The sequence below is a fragment of the Bartonella sp. MR100HLJHH genome (assembly GCF_042194215.1).
In the GTDB taxonomy this organism is placed as follows: Bacteria; Pseudomonadota; Alphaproteobacteria; order Rhizobiales; family Rhizobiaceae; genus Bartonella; species Bartonella grahamii.
In genome coordinates this window covers 49582-70805 of sequence record NZ_JBHIMR010000004.1, presented here as the reverse complement: position 1 = coordinate 70805, position 21224 = coordinate 49582, and the positions used below count along the sequence as shown (strand labels likewise).

Here is a 21224-nt window from a genome sequence, read left to right as displayed (position 1 = left end):
TAATTTTAATTTATAGCTTATTTGTCAAATCTTCCTCAGAAAGTGCTTTTGCCAAATCAATAATTTTTCGACGCACTTTAGCATCAGATATATTTGTAAAAGCGCGCATGAGCTGAATCCCTTCGCTGCTAGAACAAAAGTCTATAAAATTGTGATCACTTTCAGCAAAACCCTCTACTTGTTGGGAGGTAATACCTTTATCAAAAAAGTAAGAAACAGGAACATCCATAATTTCCGCTATCGCTTGAAGACGACTGGCACCAATACGGTTTGTTCCTTTTTCATATTTTTGGATTTGCTGAAAAGTAATCCCTAATTTTTCACCTAGTTTCTCTTGAGTGAGTCCTAAAATATTACGACGTAAACGGATACGAGTTCCAACATAGATATCTATAGGGTCAGGTTTTTTTCTAGTTTCGGTCATAATGCAACTCTTTATTTCCAGCACTTTTCTTCTAAACCAACATCATATTTATGCGCAGCTGATTTATCATATAATTAAAATAATATGTAATATTTTTTCCCAATATTACTGGTAAACGCAACATAATACCGTACAAAGGACACTTGAATCATTTAAGCTGTTCTGTAGAACCAAAACCAACACGACACAATAGCATAAGGATGAATAAGATAAAAGTAGAGAAAGTTCTGTATTCATTGCTTCCTATAGGGGTAATGGATGATGGAACTTGTGAATCAATAATGCCCACAGCATTTTGTTGAAGAGCTACAACGATTCGTCCATAAGAATCAATAACAGCTGATATTCCATTATTGGCTGCTCGTATGAGGGGGATTCCCAGTTCAACGGCACGAAGTTGTGCTTGTTGAAGATGTTGATAGGGTCCAGGTGTTACACCAAACCATGCATCATTTGTAATATTAATAATTGCTTGAGGCGAGGAGCCTTTAAAAGTCATTTCATGGGGAAATATTGCTTCATAACAAATCAAGGGTAGATAAGAAAATCCGTTTGGCATTGTAACAATTTTGCGCACACTTGCAGCACTATATCCACCAATATTATCGGCAAGGGTACGCAATCCAATTTTTTTCAATAAATCCTGATAAGGAAGATACTCACCGAAAGGAACCAAATGAAGTTTATCGGAAGTATTTAAAATATTACCTTGAGCATTAATGACTGCAATTGTATTAAAATATTGTGTTTGGGAATGAGGTAGATCATTGCTGGCTCGTATTGCTCCGATAATAGCCCATTGTTTAGGTTTTAAAAGAGAGGCAATGCGCATTGTGATAGATGAGTTATCATAGAGAAGGTAAGGAACGGAAGCTTCGGGCCATACGATAAAATCGGGTTCTGAATTTTGGTCAGTTGTTGGCATTGCACTTAGATTCATATGCGCTTCCAACATAGCTTCTCGTGTATTATCACGCAATTTTATATTTTGTTGGATGGAAGGTTGAACAATGCGCACCCAATAAGAACTTTTTTGATTTTCAGCTGTGTTTTCTATAGTATGAAGACGATAAAACCCAAAACCACTGTGAATAAATATAAGTGATAAGCAGAGAGAAAGTGCTACTTTCTTTTTTTCATCTGTTAATAAAACAGTTGGCAAACTGTAGGCTAAGACAGCAAGAATATTCATTCCGTAAAGTCCCACGATTGCATCAGATTGCATGAACATTGGGGTTGGCATGGCTGTATAGCCAAGAGCATTCCATGGAAATCCTGTGAATAAAAACGCACGCAACCACTCGGCCAATCCTAATGCAAAGGCTAAAACAAAAAAGCGTGCTATTCCTTTTGTCCATAATAAACCAACAATGAAACCAGAAAAAAACCAATAAAGAGAAAGGTAGAGTGGAGGAACTAAAATGGCTAATGGGACTGCCCAACCAAAAGAATCTGGATCTGTTAACAAAGCATTGCATAGCCACCAAAGTCCGCAAATAAAATAACTAAAACCAAAGGTTCCACAGCTTAAAGCGTAAATAAAAAAATGTTTTTTATTGTTTTTTGCGGCCCGTATTGAGTCAAGTAAAACAATAAAGAGAGGGAAAGTTAAAAAGCAAAGAGGTGTCAAATAAAAGGGTGGAAGTGCAAAAGAAGTAAGAGCACCACACAGAAATATCCATGCTTGGCGCTTCCAACCGGTAACAGAGGACAAAAAAACGATGAAATTGTTTAAAAACGCTGGACTATTCTTTAGGGATGACATTGTTCTCAAGATTCTCATTTTTTGGAATGCGAAAAATACGCAATCGCTTAATCCGGCGTTTATCAGCTTCTAAAATACGAAATCTATAACCAGGTACAGCTTCGACAATTTCACCTTTGGCAGGAATGCGATCAAGAATGGAGACGATCAAACCACCAATCGTATCAACATCATCACCATATTCCCCTACGATAAAATCAGGACCAAGAGCTTTCTCCACATCTTCTAGTTCAGTTCTTGCATCAACGAGCCATTTATTGTTTGGTTCACGTACGATAGCATTGTCGACATTATCATGTTCATCTTCGATATCACCAACGACCAATTCAACAATATCCTCCATTGAAACGAGACCATCTGTTCCCCCATGTTCATCAATAACTAAAGCCATTTGAGTTCGTGTAGTTTGCATTCGTGTTAATAATTTACTTGCAAGCATGGAACTTGGAACAAAGAGAACAGTTCGGATCAGATCCAATTCACCGATTGGGGTATGTAAGTCTGTATGGTTTAATTGAAGCAAATCGGATTTCTGTTCGGTTTTTGTTGGGCTGACAATAAAGCGTGTCATATAGTTAAGAATATCGCGGATGTGAATCATGCCGCGCGGATCATCTAAAGTGTCAGCATAAACAGGTAAGCGAGAATGACCAATTTTTGCGAAACATTTAAGGGTTTCTCCAAGTGAAGTGTTTATTTCCAGTGCTTCGATTTCAGAACGTGGTATCATAACATCATCCACGCGTGCTTCACGTAAGCGTAAAATATTATGTAACATAGTACGTTCTTCAGGTGAGAAGAGGGCAGTGTCTTTTTCATTGTCAGTCGTGAGTGCAACGGTAAGATCATCGCGCAGTGATGTAGACACACAATTACGACCCCGTAAGAATGAAAACAAATGATTCATCAGAGAATATTTTTCTGTATGATTCGTCTGTTGAGAGGTTTTTTTTTCATTATTAGAAGATGTTTGACTATTATTTTGTGCATTTGTTTTGTTTGTCATGGTTTTGAAATCTTCTAAACTTTCTTTTTATAATTAGGTGAATGAGAGGCTTTAAATGGTATGCTCGTAATATTGATTTTAAAAGTTAAATTTTATCATTTATAGACAATTCAGCGTAAGGATCTTTTATGGAAAGCTTTTGCAGAATTTCTCTTTCGAGCTTTTCCATTTGATATGCTTCATTATCAGTTTCATGGTCATAGCCAAGCAGATGCAAGATACCATGAACAATCATATGCGTTAAATGGTCTTGAAATGTTTTTCCTTGTTTTTCTGCTTCGAGAACAACAGTCTCTCGCGCAATAATAATATCACCGAGCATGGGACCAGGTCGATTTCCAGCTTTAAGTGGAAAAGCAGGAAAGGATAATACATTAGTAGATTTGTTTTTGTTGCGCCATTGTGCATTGATTTGTGCCATATGTTTATCATCCGTAAAAAGCAGGCTAATCTCGCTTACAACATTTGCCAATGAAACATGATGCATAGTCGTCATTAATGCTTTTTCAGTGATATTATAAAGCATTTTCTCATCATTCCACCCTGCGCTTTTAACCATTATATCAATAATAATCATGATGAATCAAATTCATTTTTTAATGCACCGCATGCGAATGATTTTTTTTTATTTTGTATTTCGGAATCGCGATCATAAGCACGAACGATAGCAGCAACAAGTGGATGGCGTATAACATCTTTTTCATCAAAATGTACAATCGCAATATTTTCTACATTTGAAAGAATGCGAATTGCTTCAATGAGACCTGATTTTTGCCCTGTAGGCAAATCAATTTGGCTTACGTCACCGGTAACAATCATACGTGTTCCTTCTCCAAGACGTGTGAGGAACATTTTCATTTGCATGGGCGTAGTATTTTGTGCCTCATCAAGAATAACAGCAGCATGGGCAAGTGTTCGTCCGCGCATAAAGGCAAGAGGAGCAATTTCTATGACACCAGAAGCTAAAATGCGTTCTATTTTTTCAGCGGGCATCATATCATAAAGAGCATCATAAAGTGGTCGTAAATATGGGTCGACTTTTTCTTTGAGATCACCGGGAAGAAAACCAAGATGTTCTCCAGCTTCAACAGCCGGACGTGAGAGAATAATTCGCTCAATGATACCACGTTCTAGAAGCATTGCAGCATGAGCAACAGCAAGATACGTCTTGCCTGTTCCTGCTGGTCCTACACCAAACACAAGTTCAGTATGCTCCATAGCGCGTATGTAAGCATCTTGTATTGGAGTTCTTGCATGAATTATTTTTTTATGGGTACTCAACCGTGCTGGTATATGTTTCGTTGCAGATTTGTGTGTGATTGTGTCTTCTTTCTGCTTCTTTGGTATATTTGCCATAGCAAGCGCTCCTTTTATATCTGATAAAGTGAGCTCTTGGTGTGTTTTGGCACGTTCATAAAGTTGCTGCAATACATATTGCGCACGTTTTATAACAGAAATATTTCCACGGATTAAGACTTCATTACCACGCGGATGAATACTAAGTTCAAGTTTTTTTTCGATATAAGCGAGATTTTCGTCAAATTTACCAAAAACTGCTTTTGCATATTTATTATTTTCGAAAATCAAAACAACTTGGCTCGGATCTGAAGCGCTTGTTTGTTTCAAGGTATCAGCCTTTTCAAGGGACATATTTACTTTTTCTTTAATACGCTTTATTTTTTCGGTTGAAGCTTTCAGCCTATTCTCCATATCTACATAAATATTGCACGTTTTGTTAAGTAAATTCTATAAAAGACATTTTTTAAAAAAAGTGCACGTTTTAGATGTAATCATTTTCTTTTAAAATAAAAGAGTTTTCCAAAATATTTATTGTGAACAAGGTTTTAGAAGTATGTTTATCTATTTGTCACTTCACCAACAAAACTGTTTGAGCTTGCATTTTTAATATGAATTTCTATTACGCTACCTGTAGAGACTTCTGTATCTAAGACAACAGGTAAAAGCCAAGGGGAACGTCCTACCATTTGCCCTGAGTGACGTCCAGGTTTTTCGATGAGAACGTTAGTTTTTTGACCAATTTTAGAACGCAAAAACGCATTTTGTTGCTCAAGGAGAAGGACTTGTAAATGTTGAAGGCGGGCATCTTTTACAGATTCATCAACATGATTTTTCATTGTGGCTCCCACTGTTCCAGGACGGGGGGAATATTTAAAAGAATAAGCTGAACTGTACTGTACTTGTTGAATAAGTTTAATGGTTTCTTCAAAGTCTTCATCTGTTTCTCCTGGAAACCCTACAATGAAATCGCCTGAAAAGGCAATATCTGGCCGTGCGGTTCGAATTTTTTCGATAAGATGAAGATAATGAGAGCTTTTGTGTTGGCGGTTCATAGCTTTTAAGATGCGATCTGAACCTGATTGAACAGGAAGATGGAGGTAAGGCATTAACATATCAAGATCTCGATGCGCGGCAATAAGGCTGTCATCCATATCACGTGGGTGGCTGGTTGTGTAACGCAAACGCTTTAAACCATCGAGTTTTGCAAGATGATAAAGAAGATCGCCAAGACGCCAAGTTTTGCCATCAGCACTTTGTCCATGCCAACCATTGACATTTTGTCCAAGCAGCGTAATTTCTTTGACACCCGCTTCGATGAGTTGAAGGGCTTCTTCAGTAATTTGCTCAACGGATCGTGATATTTCGGCACCGCGTGTATAGGGCACAACACAAAAAGTGCAAAATTTATCGCAACCTTCCTGTACTGTTAAAAATGCGCTAACACCTCGTTTTCTTACTGCATGTTTATTATGGGGCGGTAAATGAGCAAATTTATCTTCAACAGCATAGTCTGTTTCGATAATTTTTTTTCCTTGTTTGGCTTTCTCTAACAATTCTGGCAAGCGATGATACATTTGCGGACCAATAACAAGATCCACTGTTGGAGCACGGCGCAAGATTTCACTTCCCTCAGCTTGTGCAACACAACCCGTTACACCAACCATCAGGGGTTTATCAGGTGTGCGCTCTTGACGCATAACGCGCAAACGACCGAGATCAGAATAAAGTTTTTCTGCTGCTTTTTCACGAATATGACAGGTATTAACAAGAATAAGATCGGCCTCATTGGGAATTTGTGTTGTCACATAGCCTTGCGAACTGAGACTATCAGTCATCCGTTGGCTATCATAAACATTCATTTGACATCCATAGGTTTTGATAAAAACCTTTTTCGGAGCAACAGGAGGCGTATTTTTAGGGTTTACTTTATTCATGGTGCATGTGTAAATGTTTTTTACACAAATCTCAATCTATTTACTTAAAAGTTTTTTGCATGATAATTGCATCACCACGACCATTTTTTGAGGGGTAGTAGGCAAGACGTTCAGAAATTTTTTGAAATTCAAAGCGTTGATAAAGGTTCAAAGCAGAAAGGTTTGTGGCTTCTACTTCCAAGAATAATTTTATAGCGCCTTTGTCGTGAAGATGGTGAACTGTGCTTTCGATAAGAAAGGTACCAATTCCTTGTTGACGATAATGAGGGTGAACAGCAATTGTGATGATTTCTGCTTCATCAAGGATGAGGCGGCATAGGCAAAAGCCTAAAATTTGATCAGAGCGATCAATGAGAAACACTTTGTATCCGAAGATAGAGTGATCTGTTAAGAAATTATCAAAAGCTTGTTTTCCCCAAGACGGAGTAAAACAATGTTGATGAATTTGATGAAGAGGAGCACCATCATTAACTTGTAGCGGAGCAATTCCAAAATTCTTTTTTGTCAATGAAAATTTGGGCATTATTTTTTTTGTGGTAAAGCAAAATTGGTTTGTTGTTTTGCATCAGCGCTGCGTAGATAGAGTGGGCGAGGCGAATTTTTTGATTGTTTGTTTGCGGCAAGATAAGCATAGTTTACAATATCAGCCGCTTCGCAGGGGATTTTTTCTAGGACAATTTTTTCGTTTATTTTATGGCTTTTAATATGCTCCACAACGACATCAGCCGCTGGGCCAGTCAGTCGGGTTTTTTTTGGCAAATCTTCGAGGATATTTTCAATTGTTTTTAATCCCGGCGCTCCCAAAGGCGTGAGATCATTATGAAAATTTTGATGGTAGAACATCTCTCTCCCTGCTTCAATGACAACAGTAATTGCTGATGCTGTACTTTTACTGTTTATTACTTGTGCTGCTAACGCTTCAAGAGCACTCACTCCAACAGCAGGTATTTCAAGTGCTAATGCCAAAGCGCGTGCTGTTGCAACACCGACACGTACACCAGTAAATGATCCAGGTCCAATATTGACAGCAATACGCTCAACTTGATCAAGCGTCATATTGGCTTGTGTCATTATTTGTGTAATCTGCCCAATAAGTTTTTCAGCATGTCCTTTGTTCATGCGCTCATTGATATGCGCAATAACAGATTTATGACGAATGAGCGCAACAGCACAATAAATTGAAGCAGTATCTATAGCAAGGATAAGCATAAAAATATTTTAGTTGAATAAAACGATAAACAAAAGTCCTGCTGTATTTTTAATCTTTTTATTATCGTATATTTCATTTGTAAGAAAGTTACTAGTGCCAATAAGCAACAATATCTTTTTATGGGATAGAACGAGATGTTGATTTAATCCCTATTTGTTTTCACTTTTTGAATGAGTACCTTGAATATTGTAAGATTCTCTTATTTCAAATCTACTTATGGTGAGACAATTAAAGTTATTAGCTTGTATATTACAAGCGGAATTAGGGTGTGAATCAAAACTGTTGAAGAAAAGAATAAAAACTCCTTTCACGAATCTTTTAAATGTAAGGATTGTCACAAACATTTTGAGCTATCAAATAGTATGATGATGCCATTTGTATTCCATAGTAAGTAAAAGTAAGTTAAAAGGGGGAAAGCCATGACCCCACATTTTTTCCCAATAAGAGCATATTCTATCAGTCTTTATATAAAAACTTCAGCATAATGAGAGAAGATGAAAGAAATGGCATTGTTTTGCATGAGTTACGTATTTTAATACTACGCCGTTGCAAATCATTATGGACTGAAAAGCAAATTTGACAGTTTTCACTTAAATATCAGCTCTTTTAATTTTTTGTATAGAATAATGAGCAGTATTTTAGAACTTTTTCTGGTTGTATGAAAGAACTGATTTTAATATTAGTGAACCTTTGGATTGATTGCATGCTCCATTGAAAAATAGTAATAAATGCATATTTCAAAATGTTATATGGTTCAGATCAATCAATCCTATCATGATAAGGCTACAAGCGCCAAGAAGGAGTATGGAGAAAGTTGAAGCTAAAATAACGCGCCATCCTGCTTTTTTTAATGAGCGGATATCAACACCTAATCCTAAAGCTGCCATTGAAATGACCGTGAACAGTTGAGCAATAAGTCTGATCGGGTTTATAGCCGTTTCAGGAATAAGTCCGCTTGAACGAATAAGCATCATGATAATAAAACCGATGATAAACCATGGGACGAGAGTATGTAGACGAAAATGTGTTTGTGCTGATCGACGATAGATGATGGATAGGATAAAAATAACAGGGCCCAACATTAAAACCCGCACCAATTTGACAATTGTTGCAATTTGAACGCTCACGAAAGATATTGGCGCTGTTGCTGCTAAGACCTGTGGTACAGCATAAACAACCATGCCAGCAAGCACACCGTATTGGTTAAATGATAAATTCAAAAGTGGGTGTAAAAAAGGGAGAAATAAAATAATAAGAACCCCTAAAAGAGCGGTAAAAGCAATTGCTGCCGCTACATCTTCATGTTTAGCATGAATGACAGGGGCAGTTGCAACGATAGCTGAATTGCCACAAATGGCATTACCACAAGCGACCAGCATTGCTAAATTTGCAGAAAGTCCAAAAAGTCTGCCTATAACAAAACTAATGAGGATCGTTATAAATATAACGAATACGATGCTTGCAAGCAAATTCCAACCGGCTGAAAGAACAGCACGGATGCTAATGCTTGCCCCTAAAAGAACAATAGCAATTTCAAGAAGCGTTTTTGCACAAAAGACTATACCTTTTTGGAAATATTTGGGCAGATTAAAACAGCTACGAGTAATTGATCCTAAAAGAATTGCCAAAACAAGGCTTTCAAGCCACGCTTCTGCGAAAAACTGTTTTTCTATTACTTCTAAACCATAAGCTAAGGCAGATATGAGCAGGCATAATAGAATACCTGGACCAAGGTCGTTCAAAAATGAGAGTTTTTTCTTTGACATTTTAATATTCCCCCGTCATTAAAGAGCTAAAGGTGAAGAGGAAAAAGTTTTAGAGATTTGTTCGTGCTTGTACAGCTGCTGCTAAAGTTCCATCATCAAGATAATCAAGCTCGCCTCCTACAGGAACACCATGAGCAAGTCGCGTAATTTTAACGGAGAAGTTAGAGAGCTGATCGGTGATATAGTGAGCAGTTGTTTGACCTTCGACAGTCGCATTGACAGCAAGAATAATTTCCGTAATAGGATTTTGTACAACACGTTGTATTAAGGTGGCAATGTTGAGTTCGTCAGGACCTATTCCATCTAAGGGGGAGAGTCGTCCACCCAATACATGGTAACGTGCGGCTAAAGTTTTTGCGCGTTCAAGAGCCCACAGATCAGCAATATCCTCAACAACGATGATTGTTGTATCATCGCGGCGCAAATCTGTACAAATTGAACAAGGATCAATGGTATCGACATTTCCACAAACAGAACAAATGCCGACTTTTTCTATAGCTGCTTGTATAGCTGCTCCTAAAGGCTCCAGCAATGTTTCCTTTTTTTTGATAAGATGAAGCGCAGCACGACGCGCTGAACGTGGACCAAGACCTGGTATACGTGATAAAATCTGAATGAGACGTTCAATCTCAGGTCCTGCAATGTATTTAGACATATTTTTGTCCCACGGAAAAATCCGTTTCATTAAAATGGAAGCTTGAAACCTGAAGGGAGCGGTATTCCTGCCGTTATACTTTTGGTTTTTTCTTCTATTGCGATTTCGATTTTTGTTCTTGCTTCATTATAAGCTGCCATAATGAGATCTTCGAGAATTTCAGCTTCCTCAGGTTTGAGTAATGAAGGATCAATTTGAATTGCTGTTATAATATTTTTGCCATTTAAAGTGATATTGACGAGCCCCCCCCCTGCAGTGCCGGTAGCTTGCAGATTAGCTATTTCTTCCTGAATCTTCTGCATTTTTTCTTGCATTTCTTTGGCTTTTTTCATCATGCTCATCATTTCACGCATAGGAATAGGTATCCTTATTCATCATTGATATCATTTTTATTTTTAAAAATATCAGCATTTTTAAAGGTATTGGGAAGTAAATCAAGATCATTTTCTTCTTTATTGAGTCGAATATCGACAATTTTTGCTTCTGGGAAATGGTTGAGGATTTTCGCGATATCAGGATCTGTTTCTGCATTGGAAAAAAGAGTCTTTTGAATCGCTATACTTTCCTCCTGTAAGGTTGGTCCACCTCCTTCATTAACAAAAGTTATTGTCCAGCGTTTTTCAGTCCATTGAGAGATTTTTTTTTCTATATCATGAGCAAGAAATTGTGGGGTATTTTCAGAAAGTCTTAAGGTAATATGCCCAGCTTCAAAAGAAACAGGATGAACAAATTCTTTAATAAGGAGTTTGAAAGGAGCATCATTATGCTGTTCGGCTAATTGAACAATATCGTGCAAAGAATTAATCACTAGAGTTTTAGGTTGAGTAATCTTTTCTGTTGTTTGCGTGACAGAATGCGATAAATTTGCACTCTTTTCAGAAAGATCAATAGATTGAGAATTTTCAAGAGTTTCTGTTACTTCTTGGGCGTTGATTTTGTCAGGTTTTTGATTTCTAACTAAATTTTCCGGTTGTAAGGAATGATCTAATTGGTTTTTCAAGGATGTTTTTAAATCTGATTGATCTGGTAATGTATTTGAAACGCTCGAGGAAGCATGGGCTTCGACCATTGTTTCTTTTGTTATATTATCTGCATTTGTAGATTCTTGATGAGAAGAGTTTTTAACCAGTGTGAGAGGTGTTTTTTCTTGCGTAAGCTTTTTTAAAGCTTCATCAAGAGTTGGTAAGTCAGCCGTGTGAGCAAGACGAATTAAAAGCATTTCAGCGGCTTGAAGCGGACGTGCAGTTTGATTAACTTCCTGTAAACCTTTGAGTAACATTTGCCAGTTTCGGGATAAAATAGGAACGGAAAGTTTTTTTGAAAAGTCTAAACTTCTTAAACGTTGTTCTTCAGTCAGTGAGAAATCTTCCACTATTTCTGGTGTAAAACGTAAACGTGTGACCAAATGATTAAAGTCGGCTAGTTCTGTCAATATAGTAAGAGGATCAGCACCTGCCTCATATTGACTGCGTAATTCATGTAATGCATTAACAACATCGCCCTTCATGATAAATTCAAAAAGATCAATAATACGTGCTTGATCCGCTAATCCTAACATTGTACGCACCGCAATGGCATTAACATTGCCATTGCTATGGGCAATCGCTTGATCAAAAATGGATAATGCATCACGTGCAGATCCTTCTGCAGCACGGGCAATCATAGAGAGTGCTTGATCTTCTACTTCTACCTTTTCATATTTCGCAATTTGGCGCAAATGTGCACTCAAAGCTTTTGATTCAATACGCCGCAAATCAAAACGTTGGCAACGCGAAAGGATTGTAATAGGAACTTTGCGAATTTCTGTTGTGGCAAAAATAAATTTCACATGGGACGGTGGTTCTTCAAGAGTTTTCAATAAACCATTAAAGGCTTGTGTTGAGAGCATATGTACTTCATCGATAATATAAACCTTATAACGTGCAGAAACAGGACGATAGCGTATTTGTTCAATAATTTCACGAATATCATCAATGCCCGTATGAGAAGCGGCATCCATTTCTATAACATCAATATGGCGTCCTTCGATAATTTGTGTGCAATGTTCACCAAGAGAGTCTAATACGGTTGTCGGTTGGTCAATATCTTTTGTTTTATAATTAAGCGCACGTGCCAAAATACGTGCTGTTGTGGTTTTACCTACGCCACGAATCCCTGTTAACATCCACGCTTGTGCAATACGACCTTTTTCAAAGGCGTTGGTGAGAGTACGCACCATAGCTTCCTGACCAATAAGGTCAGAGAAGTTTTGGGGTCGATATTTACGAGCAAGAACACGATAGGCTGTTTCTACCGGTACATTTTCCATGAATATTTCCAACTTCGAAGTTCTTTATGCGTACATTTTGATAATACAAAAGCATAGATCAATACTGTAGTCTCATATAAAAGGATTTTTTCTTAATCAAATTATTTATGGGACAATTTGTTAAAAAATAACAAAACCCCTTTATTTGCTGCATACAAATGCCGCTCTGAAGATTAAAAGTACCTCGCTCAAAGACAGCATAAAAAATAATTTCTTCAGCAAAATAGGAGGTTGGCACGATGACCCGTACCAAAACTCGTTGGGGCTGCTTCTTTCCAGACCTGACCCAGTTGGCGAGCAGTTCGTCCACCACCAACCTCCCAAGTTCATATTGTCGATTTGGAATGAAAAATCAAGCTCAGAAACGAAAAATATCCTAAGAACGACGAAGAATTTTCCTTTGCGTTTAATTTATTGACATATAAACAACAAAGAGATTATGGATTTACCAGTTTTCATAGCAGTAGCTCTTCATATTTATTTGGTATGAAAATATTTTTCGCTTAAGATAATCTGAATGTATAATTATTCTCATTCGCTGAAACATGTAAGAGTGTTAGGATAGATACGTCTGTTCTAAAACTACGAAATTGAATCATCAAAAATTTACAACAGTCAAAGAAGCAAATAAAGTAGATAGATCATGTAATTGGCTAACATTCGAAAGTTAGGGGGAAGAGTGCTATTTAAATAATTAGCAAATATTGCTTTAATGGTGTTGCTCCTCTCACACAAAACAGAACATCCCAAACAGAATAACTTAATGTTCTACATTCACATGCTTTTTAAAGAGCTATTGCTCAGTACTGTTAACTATATTTCAAACCCCGCTCGTAAATAGTATACATACTTCCCTTGAGGTATAAATCCATTGTACACTACCCTCTTTATGCTTAATAAAAGTATAAATTTGAGCCCTCATACTATTAACAATTCCCAATGTTGCGATCCCTTGCACTTGAGAGGCTTTATAAGAAGCATTTTTATTCCTTTTTTAATCGTTTTTACTCACACACCAGTCCCATTTGTAACTTTTAAGGAAACGATTTTAATTGATTCAATATGAAGATTTAAGATGGGAGGATCTTACTTTATTCGTGGTTGTAATTCAGTATAAAAAATCAAAGTCTTATAATGATAAGTCAATATCTTAAATATCTTATAAGACCACCACCTCATTTCTATAGTGAATGAAATATCAAATACGTAATATTTTTTCTTTTAACATATACGAATATAAATACTGAGTAGATGTTATCGCTCTTTGCGTGCTTGTTCTTTTAATTAAAAAACATCGATGTTTATCACAAGATGGATCAATATATGAATTTTCATCATTTGAGAAAAGGTTTCATATATTTTTTAAGTGACTGTGCTCATACAAGAGAAGATGCAACATTCAGCGCTATAGAAATAAGGGGGTACTGGTTTTATAAGCGTAAAAATGGTTCTTATTCGATATAAGCGACATTTTATAGTTTCAAATAATTATATTCTTTAACAAGGAGGGAAAAACGAGATGAATTTTTACAAAAAGCTGAATGAGTGTGATTTAAAATGCAGCGAGGAATGCATCTATAGAGAAAATTTTGCTTTTCTGTTTATCTAAGTGATTTGGGTAAGATGTGCTTCAGAGCACTTAAAATGAAGCAGCTACGAAGATAGAAGTCATATTCTTATTAAAAAATAGCTTTTATAGTAGAAAATCCAGAACAATTTAAGTTTAGTCTTTTAGTTTTTGCAAAAGTCCTTCAATATCTAATGTTCTGAGCAGCTTAAGGTTTTTCCATATTAGTATAAAAATACCTCTTCAGCGATTAGTTTTAACAGCTTATCATGTCGTATTTTGAAAAAAATACCTGAAAAAAGAATAACTCTACTCAAATTTAGATGTTATAGAAATATTATTAATCATAATCTCCTGTGTCACAATTCGTTCCAACAACTTTTTTCTTCGTAATATTTTTAAAAATATAATGTCCTGACGAAGGAAAACTTATATGAAGAGATTTTATATTTTTTAGTGTAAAGACCTTCTTTTCTTTATCATGGGTTATTTTCTTTTCATCATCAACAACAATTCTCAATTTGTTTAGATCAGAAGGGGTAGAGTACGATAAAGTGAAGGATACTTTATTCGGTTTAAAGATACTACAAGAGTATTCAACTCCTTGATGGACAATATCGGATGGGGTGATCACAACACTTTCATCCAGCGAAAAATTCCATTTTCTCTCACCAAAGCCAGCAAATGCAACACTAGAGTAGGCGAAAATATTTGCGGCTAATAATCCTTGCGCGAAGATTTTTTTCATTATCCTTTCCTTTTTTCTAAAGTGAGATGAATCATAAATCAGTTTTTATAAAAATGAAAGTTCAAACTTAATGCTAAAAGCAGGGCTAAGTTGCATTTTCTAGCTTTAAACCATGTTCAGAATGATATCAGTCTAAGAGATTTGAATGCTCTATTATGTATAATAATTTGAATTGTTTTGAGAGTTAATTTGGAAGTTCGTTATCTTTATTGAAATAAATTGTCAGAAGAAATGACTTTTCTCAAGAACCTCTCTTTAATATATAAAGGGAAATATATGGTACAAGCGTTTTTATGTTTGGTTACTGTGTTTTTACATTGATTTTTATACAAGTTGAATTGCTTTTATATATACGATGTTCGATCGTTTTGTGCCGGATAAGTACCGATAATACGCAGTTCTGCAGAAAAGAAAGATAATTCTTCTAAGGCAAGTTTCATCATCGGATCTTCAGGATGTCCTTCAATATCAACAAAGAATTGTGTTGCATTGAAATTTCCACCAATTTGATAGCTTTCTAATTTTGTCATATTGATACCATTCGTTGCAAATCCTCCCATAGCTTTATAGAGAGCAGCCGGGACATTGCGCACTCGAAAAAGAAGACTGGTGATGATTTTTTCGCCATTTTTAGGCTTGGGAACATGTCGTTTGGAGCGTGAAAGGATGACAAAACGGGTAATATTATGAGGGGTATCTTCAACATCCCTTTCAAGAATATCAAGTCCATAGAGTTCTGCTGCGATCAGAGGAGCTAAGGCAGCCTGTGAACGTTTAGCATTTTTTTTAATAAATTTTGCAGCTCCAGCGGTGTCAGCAGAAACAACAGGTTTCCAACCGTTGTTTCGTATGATTTTTCGGCATTGTGCAAGGGCATGCGTATGGCTGTGGACGGTTTTAATTTCGTCATATGTAACGCCGGGCAAAACCATTAATTGAAAATGGATAGGTAAAAAATATTCATCAATAATATAAAGAGATGATTGCGGTAAAAGATGATGAATGTCTGCAACGCGTCCCGCAAGAGTATTTTCAATAGGGATCATAGCAAGATCAGCTTTCCCACTTTCCACTAAATTAAGGGCATCTTCAAAAGTAGCAGAGGGAACAGCATCCATATTGGGGAACATATTGGAGCAAGCAATATGGGAATTAGCGCCGTATTCTCCTTGGAAAGAAATTTTATTGGTTTTTTTAAGTATTTTCATGCTAAAATCTCGCGCACTTTATCGAGATCACGTTGTGTGTCTACGCCTAAGGGAATTGTATCAACTATCTCCACATCGATGCGCATATTATGTTCTAATGCACGTAATTGTTCAAGTTTTTCGCGTTGCTCGAGTGTAGAGGGTTTGAATGATATAAATTTCTCAAGTGCTTCGCGCCGATAAGCGTATATTCCAATATGATGATAAAGAGGACCATCTCCATAAGGTGCTGTGGTGCGCGTAAAATAAAGAGCACGAAGGCGATTTTGAGAAAGAGGTGTACCAATGATTTTGACGACATTGGGATCTCTTTTTTCATTTTCTTCAATGATTCGAGCACCCAAGGTTGCAATATCAGTAAAGCTATTTTCTAAAGGGCGTAGCGCATGAATGATTTCACGAGGCATTATTGTTGGTAAGTCACCTTGTATATTTAAAATGGTATTATAACGTTGTTCAGGATCAATACGCATTAAAGCTTCATAAATACGATCAGATCCAGACTTATGATCACCTTGTGTTATGATACATTCATGCCCATAATCTGCAACAGCTTTAGCAATATCATTATGATCTGTTGCAACGATCGTACGCCCTATTGCAGCTTTTTTGGCTTGTTCTGCGACATGTACAATCATCGGCTTTCCGCCAATTTCAGCGAGAGCTTTTTGAGGAAGACGGGTTGAGCCTATACGAGCAGGAATAAGAATAATTGGTTCAAGAGCCATTGTAAGATTCCAAATGTCATCTGTGATGCATTTATGATGTTGTGTGTTATAAAGAAAAAGCTTAAACTAAAAATGGTAATGAAACCGTGAACATTTGAGTTTTTATGAATCGCTCGAGATTTATTTATTTTATTTGTGCTTGTTTATGTGTGCTGGTCATTATTGTGGGGATTTCTACACTCAGCAATATAGTTTACGATCATCCTACATCAGTCCAATATTATCATACAGTTGCCAAGAATGATACATTTCAAGAAAAACAAAAAGCACCTGATGTTTCTCTATCACTAAATAGCCGTCTTCAACAAGGCAATTTTGAAAATGGCCGTAAACTTTTTCGCCAATGTGCCATATGCCATACTTCTGGACGCAATGAAGCAGGGCGTGTTGGTCCAGTTCTCTGGGAGATTGTTAATCGCCCTTTGGCATCAGCAGCAGGTTTTGCTTATTCACGGGCATTGCGTTCTCATTCTGATCAAAAATGGGATTTTATCACTTTGGATCGTTATTTACATTCTCCACGTGAAGCTTTTCCTGGGACTATTATGTCTTTTCGTGGAATTAAAAATGATCAAGATCGTGCCGATCTTTTGCTTTATTTACGCAGTTTATCCGATCATCCTGTTCCTTTACCAATGGATAATAATAAAGCGAACGAGCCAAATTAACTTATACCATAGATGTTAATTTTAGAAAGAAGTCTGATTTTTTGTAATTTTAGTTTCACGGTTTTATCAAAAGAGCTCTTATCGATGTTTTGTTAGGGGGAACGTCCCTCATTCAAAACAGAATACATTTAATGTTACATATTTACTCGCTTGTTTTAAAGAGATCTTTTATAAAAATGCACTCTTTACGCTGTCATCTGCAGATTGATTTTCAAGATTCGTTTGCTTCACTTTTTCTACATATGCTTGTCTGTGAAATTATTGCTGAAGGATTATAAATTCATGAGCCGCAGCTTTCTTCTTCTGAATGCAATAATTATGTAATTAAAGCTCTCCATGAGGTTTAACAGAATCTTTCTGTACACATCAATACCCATGTATTTTTCTTATGGACAGAGACAATTTATTATTCTTATACGTGCAATAATCCTAAGCTGCGTTTTATGATGCTTGATGAATAGACGTTTTCTCTTGAGGTTAGAGGTGTAGGGACAGATCATTGATCTTTTATAGTATCGATAACTAAACTATGATTTAGATTATTTATTTACAGGTTATGGTTTGAAGTAAGCACTTTCATGTGAAGCAATTTTTATGTGTAAATAGTAAAATAGAGTTCTGCTGATTATATTTTTATCTACTTCGAAAATTTTTTACACAAGAATACTGATGGCAGCTAAGTTTGCACGAGTCTTTGTTCATTTATAGACGATGACATGAAATTATGCTGATAAGCTATTATAGAGAATTATTTTTTCACAAAAGGTCTTCCATATTTGTGATAAATTTAATAGTTTCCATTGGTTACAGTGTTTCGATGACTTACGATAAAACATCAGTATTTCAATACATATTGCGAGAGTGCTAAAAATTAATGCGCGAGGAGACATAATCATGATTCCCCAAGCTTCTTAATAACTATGGCATTTTCCTTATAATTTGAGCGTTTATAAGTAATAATATTAAATTGCGCTAATAATCCATTGTAGAGAAGAATTTTTCCCACTAAGGGTTCACCAATATTTGTGATCATTTTAATAACTTCCATTGCTTGTAGGGTCCCAATAACGCCAGGTAAAACACCGATGATTCCAGTTTCAGCGCATGTTGGGATAGTTCCGTGAGCCGGAGGAGTGGGAAATAAATCGCGATAGTGAGGATTATTGTCTTTATACGGCATAAGGACGGTTAATGAACCATTAAAACGTTCTACAGCACCACTTATTAAAGGTTTTTTGCATTGGGCAGCGTGATCAGCAAGAAGATAGCGTGTCGTAAAATTATCACTTCCATCAACAATGATGTGGTAAGCATTGAGCAGTTTATCCACATTACTTTTATCTAGGCGTAGGGTGTGTTTTTCAACTACAACATGGGGATTTATTGCTTTTATAGTGGTTTCAGCACTGTCTGTTTTTCTTTTGTTTATTGCATTTGTTTTATGAATAACTTGGCGTTGTAAATTGGAAAGTGAAACGATGTCGTTATCGACAATTCCAAGGGTTCCAACACCTGCGGCAGCCAAATAGGTTAAGACAGGAGCACCAAGACCACCAGCGCCCACAACAAGAACACGTGCTTTTTTTAGCTTTTGTTGCCCTGCACCACCAATCTCAGGCAAAATGATGTGGCGTGCATAGCGTTCGATTTCTTTGTTGTTTAATTTTGTATCTGTTTCTTGTGTCATAAATTTTCTCTTGTCATAGTTCTTTTATTGTTTACTAAGTTTATGGTGCATAGACCAGTCTGCTTTTAGGATAGGGAGGATTTATTTATGAAAATTGCTATTCAGATGGATCATATTTCAACAGTTCGGATTCAAGGAGATACGACATTTGCACTCGCTTTAGCAGCACAAGAACGTGGACATTCTCTCTTCCATTATACACCAGATCGTTTATCTCTGTGCGATGGTTGTGTGATTGCACGACTAGAGCCATTGATTGTGCATGATAAAGAGGAAAACTACTATCAATTAGAAAAGCCTGTTCGCACGGAATTAACAGATATGGATGTGGTTCTTTTACGCCAAGATCCACCTTTTGATCTCAATTATATCACGACGACTCATTTGTTAGAACGTATTCATCCTAAAACACTCGTTGTGAATGATCCAGCATGGGTACGCAACAGTCCAGAAAAAATTTTTGTTACTGAATTTTCTGATCTGATGCCAGAAACATTAATTACCAAAGATATTGAAGAAATAACAGCTTTTAGAGAGACATTTGGCGATATTATTGTTAAACCACTTTATGGAAATGGGGGCGCTGGTGTTTTTTATTTAAAACAAGATGATCGCAATTTAGCATCATTGTTGGAAATGTTTGCAGAAATTTATCATGAACCTTTTATTGTTCAGCGCTATTTAGAGGCAGTACGAAAAGGAGATAAAAGGATTATTTTGCTTGATGGTACACCCGTTGGAGCTATTAATCGAATTCCGACAAAAACAGATGTGCGCTCTAATATGCATGTTGGAGGTCGCGCGGAAAATGTTGAGTTAACAAAACGTGATTATGAGATTTGTGAACGCATTGCTCCAGCCTTAAAGGAACGTGGTCTTCTTTTTGTGGGGATTGATGTGATCGGAGATTATATAACAGAAATTAATGTGACGTCTCCTACAGGAATTCGTGAAATTAAACGCTTCTGCGGTACAGATGTTGCTCATTTGTTTTGGGATGTTATTGAGTTCAAGCGTTCAAATTAATTTATTTGACAGAGGACAAAAACATGGTTTTAAAAAAATGATCCATGTTGTTTTTTATATTTGTTATGTTGCAAATGTGAACTAGAATGACCGTATGATATAAATTAAGAGGCTTTGTCCTCAATTTTTAGGGAGTTTATAGATGAGCAGGGTATTATCAATTGGAGTGGGATTGATTTTTGCGCTACTGCTGTCAGCAAATGGAGGCAATGCGCGCGATCAAATACAGATTACTGGTTCATCTACAGTTTTACCTTATCAAAAGATTGTTGCTGAGACATTTGGAGAAATTTATCCCCATTTTAAGGTTCCTGTTATCGAATCGGGTGGAACAGGAGCTGGTATTAAGGAATTCTGCCGTGGTATTGGGGAGAACACCGTTGATATTGTTAATGCTTCGCGAGCCATGAAACCGAGTGAATTACAGTCTTGTGTTGATGCTGGTGTAAAAGATGTTGAGGAAATACGTATTGGGTATGATGGTATTGTTTTTGCAACAGATATTAAAGGTCCTGATTGGAAATTAAAGCCAGTAGATGTTTATAAAGCTCTTGCTGCTCGAATTATTATAGATGGAAAGTTGCAACCGAATAATGTTTTGAAATGGAGTGCAGTTAATAGTGCTCTTCCTGATTGGACGATAGCAGCGTATATTCCTGGAGAGAAGCATGGGACGCGTGAAGTTTTTGAGGAAAAATTACTTACTGAGGGGTGTAAAGAGAGTGGGGCAGTTGAGGTGATGAAGTCTTTAGGAATGGATGATAAGGAGATACACACTGCTTGTATTGCGGTACGTAAGGATGGAAAAGCGGTTGATATTGATGGTGATTATTCTGAAACATTTGCGCGTCTAACTTCTAATAAAACAGGGGTTGGTATTTTTGGTTTGTCTTTTTATCAAAATAATGCTGATAGGCTAAAGGTTGCCGATATTAACGGTTTTGCGCCAACAGTTGAGACGATTTCTAGTGGACAATATCCAGTTTCTCGACCGCTTTTTTTCTATATTAAGAAAGCACATTTAGGTATTGTTTCAGGTTTGCGAGAGTATGTTGACTTTTTTCTTTCTGATCAAATGATTGGTCCAGATGGTCCTTTGGTTGAATATGGTTTGATTGTTTCTCCTGAAAAGGAGCGTCAAGCACAGCGTTCTGATTTTTCTACTGGTCGAGTAATGACATTGAAATAATTTGCAGGGAATAATTGGTTGGATTTCTGGGATAGG

General features: G+C 36.7%; 19 protein-coding genes and 1 other RNA gene. 3 read left to right on the top strand and 17 right to left on the bottom strand.

Annotated elements, in window-relative coordinates:
* Positions 1 to 10: 10 nt before the first annotated feature.
* The 16 genes from ACFIJ7_RS03590 to ACFIJ7_RS03515 all read right to left on the bottom strand — a co-directional run bounded on the left by ACFIJ7_RS03590 (position 11) and on the right by ACFIJ7_RS03515 (position 16618).
* Positions 11 to 424 carry a helix-turn-helix domain-containing protein gene (locus ACFIJ7_RS03590; protein ID WP_012754634.1) on the bottom strand — a complete coding sequence of 138 codons (414 nt, stop codon included), beginning with the start codon at positions 422 to 424 and terminating at the stop codon, positions 11 to 13.
* Between the two features lie 148 nt (positions 425 to 572).
* The gene (gene lnt / locus ACFIJ7_RS03585; protein ID WP_375644636.1) at positions 573 to 2207 is read right to left on the bottom strand and encodes an apolipoprotein N-acyltransferase; all 1635 of its coding nucleotides are present in this window, start codon (positions 2205 to 2207) and stop codon (positions 573 to 575) included.
* Complete coding sequence (locus ACFIJ7_RS03580; RefSeq protein ID WP_375644635.1) at positions 2170 to 3195, bottom strand: hemolysin family protein; 1026 nt, start codon at positions 3193 to 3195, stop codon at positions 2170 to 2172. The genes lnt and ACFIJ7_RS03580 overlap by 38 nt, the downstream gene beginning before the upstream one ends.
* Positions 3196 to 3280: 85 nt before the next feature.
* Positions 3281 to 3772, bottom strand: a complete 492-nt coding sequence (ybeY, locus tag ACFIJ7_RS03575; RefSeq protein ID WP_375635984.1) for an rRNA maturation RNase YbeY — start codon at positions 3770 to 3772, stop codon at positions 3281 to 3283.
* Positions 3769 to 4893, bottom strand: a complete 1125-nt coding sequence (locus ACFIJ7_RS03570; RefSeq protein WP_375644663.1) for a PhoH family protein — start codon at positions 4891 to 4893, stop codon at positions 3769 to 3771. Before ACFIJ7_RS03570 ends, ybeY begins: the two co-directional genes overlap by 4 nt.
* Before the next feature lie 158 nt (positions 4894 to 5051).
* Positions 5052 to 6428: a tRNA (N6-isopentenyl adenosine(37)-C2)-methylthiotransferase MiaB gene (gene miaB, locus ACFIJ7_RS03565; protein WP_375644634.1), complete on the bottom strand. Its 1377-nt coding sequence runs from the start codon at positions 6426 to 6428 to the stop codon at positions 5052 to 5054.
* Positions 6429 to 6468: 40 nt separating this feature from the next.
* Positions 6469 to 6951, bottom strand: coding sequence for a ribosomal protein S18-alanine N-acetyltransferase (rimI, locus tag ACFIJ7_RS03560; RefSeq protein WP_375644633.1), 483 nt, complete (start codon positions 6949 to 6951; stop codon positions 6469 to 6471).
* Complete coding sequence (gene tsaB, locus ACFIJ7_RS03555; protein ID WP_375644632.1) at positions 6951 to 7637, bottom strand: tRNA (adenosine(37)-N6)-threonylcarbamoyltransferase complex dimerization subunit type 1 TsaB; 687 nt, start codon at positions 7635 to 7637, stop codon at positions 6951 to 6953. The genes rimI and tsaB overlap by 1 nt, the downstream gene beginning before the upstream one ends.
* Positions 7638 to 8375: 738 nt before the next feature.
* Entirely contained in the window at positions 8376 to 9404 is a 1029-nt protein-coding gene (locus tag ACFIJ7_RS03550; protein WP_375644631.1) for a YeiH family protein, read from the bottom strand.
* 49 nt (positions 9405 to 9453) lie between these two features.
* Positions 9454 to 10059, bottom strand: coding sequence for a recombination mediator RecR (recR, locus tag ACFIJ7_RS03545; RefSeq protein WP_012754642.1), 606 nt, complete (start codon positions 10057 to 10059; stop codon positions 9454 to 9456).
* A 29-nt stretch (positions 10060 to 10088) separates the two neighbouring features.
* Entirely contained in the window at positions 10089 to 10412 is a 324-nt protein-coding gene (locus ACFIJ7_RS03540; protein WP_012754643.1) for a YbaB/EbfC family nucleoid-associated protein, read from the bottom strand.
* Between the two features lie 14 nt (positions 10413 to 10426).
* Positions 10427 to 12367 carry a DNA polymerase III subunit gamma/tau gene (locus ACFIJ7_RS03535; protein WP_375644630.1) on the bottom strand — a complete coding sequence of 647 codons (1941 nt, stop codon included), beginning with the start codon at positions 12365 to 12367 and terminating at the stop codon, positions 10427 to 10429.
* 223 nt (positions 12368 to 12590) lie between these two features.
* An RNA gene (gene ffs, locus ACFIJ7_RS03530) (signal recognition particle sRNA small type) lies at positions 12591 to 12688 on the bottom strand.
* Between the two features lie 1586 nt (positions 12689 to 14274).
* Positions 14275 to 14682, bottom strand: a complete 408-nt coding sequence (locus ACFIJ7_RS03525; protein ID WP_375635978.1) for a hypothetical protein — start codon at positions 14680 to 14682, stop codon at positions 14275 to 14277.
* A 344-nt stretch (positions 14683 to 15026) separates the two neighbouring features.
* On the bottom strand, positions 15027 to 15890 hold the full coding sequence (locus ACFIJ7_RS03520; protein WP_375635977.1) for a prephenate dehydratase: 864 nt from the start codon (positions 15888 to 15890) through the stop codon (positions 15027 to 15029).
* Entirely contained in the window at positions 15887 to 16618 is a 732-nt protein-coding gene (locus ACFIJ7_RS03515; RefSeq protein WP_375635976.1) for a 3-deoxy-manno-octulosonate cytidylyltransferase, read from the bottom strand. Before ACFIJ7_RS03515 ends, ACFIJ7_RS03520 begins: the two co-directional genes overlap by 4 nt.
* Before the next feature lie 104 nt (positions 16619 to 16722).
* Here ACFIJ7_RS03515 and ACFIJ7_RS03510 point away from each other — a divergent pair, with 104 nt between their 5' ends.
* Complete coding sequence (locus tag ACFIJ7_RS03510; protein ID WP_375644629.1) at positions 16723 to 17286, top strand: c-type cytochrome; 564 nt, start codon at positions 16723 to 16725, stop codon at positions 17284 to 17286.
* Between the two features lie 892 nt (positions 17287 to 18178).
* Here ACFIJ7_RS03510 and ACFIJ7_RS03505 read toward each other — a convergent pair.
* The gene (locus ACFIJ7_RS03505; RefSeq protein WP_012754649.1) at positions 18179 to 18973 is read right to left on the bottom strand and encodes a molybdopterin-synthase adenylyltransferase MoeB; all 795 of its coding nucleotides are present in this window, start codon (positions 18971 to 18973) and stop codon (positions 18179 to 18181) included.
* A gap of 87 nt (positions 18974 to 19060) precedes the next feature.
* Here ACFIJ7_RS03505 and gshB point away from each other — a divergent pair, with 87 nt between their 5' ends.
* A complete protein-coding gene (gene gshB, locus ACFIJ7_RS03500; RefSeq protein WP_375644628.1) occupies positions 19061 to 19999 on the top strand; it encodes a glutathione synthase in 939 nt (312 codons plus the stop codon).
* 142 nt (positions 20000 to 20141) lie between these two features.
* Positions 20142 to 21188 carry a substrate-binding domain-containing protein gene (locus ACFIJ7_RS03495; RefSeq protein ID WP_375644627.1) on the top strand — a complete coding sequence of 349 codons (1047 nt, stop codon included), beginning with the start codon at positions 20142 to 20144 and terminating at the stop codon, positions 21186 to 21188.
* The last annotated feature ends 36 nt before the right edge of the window (positions 21189 to 21224 follow it).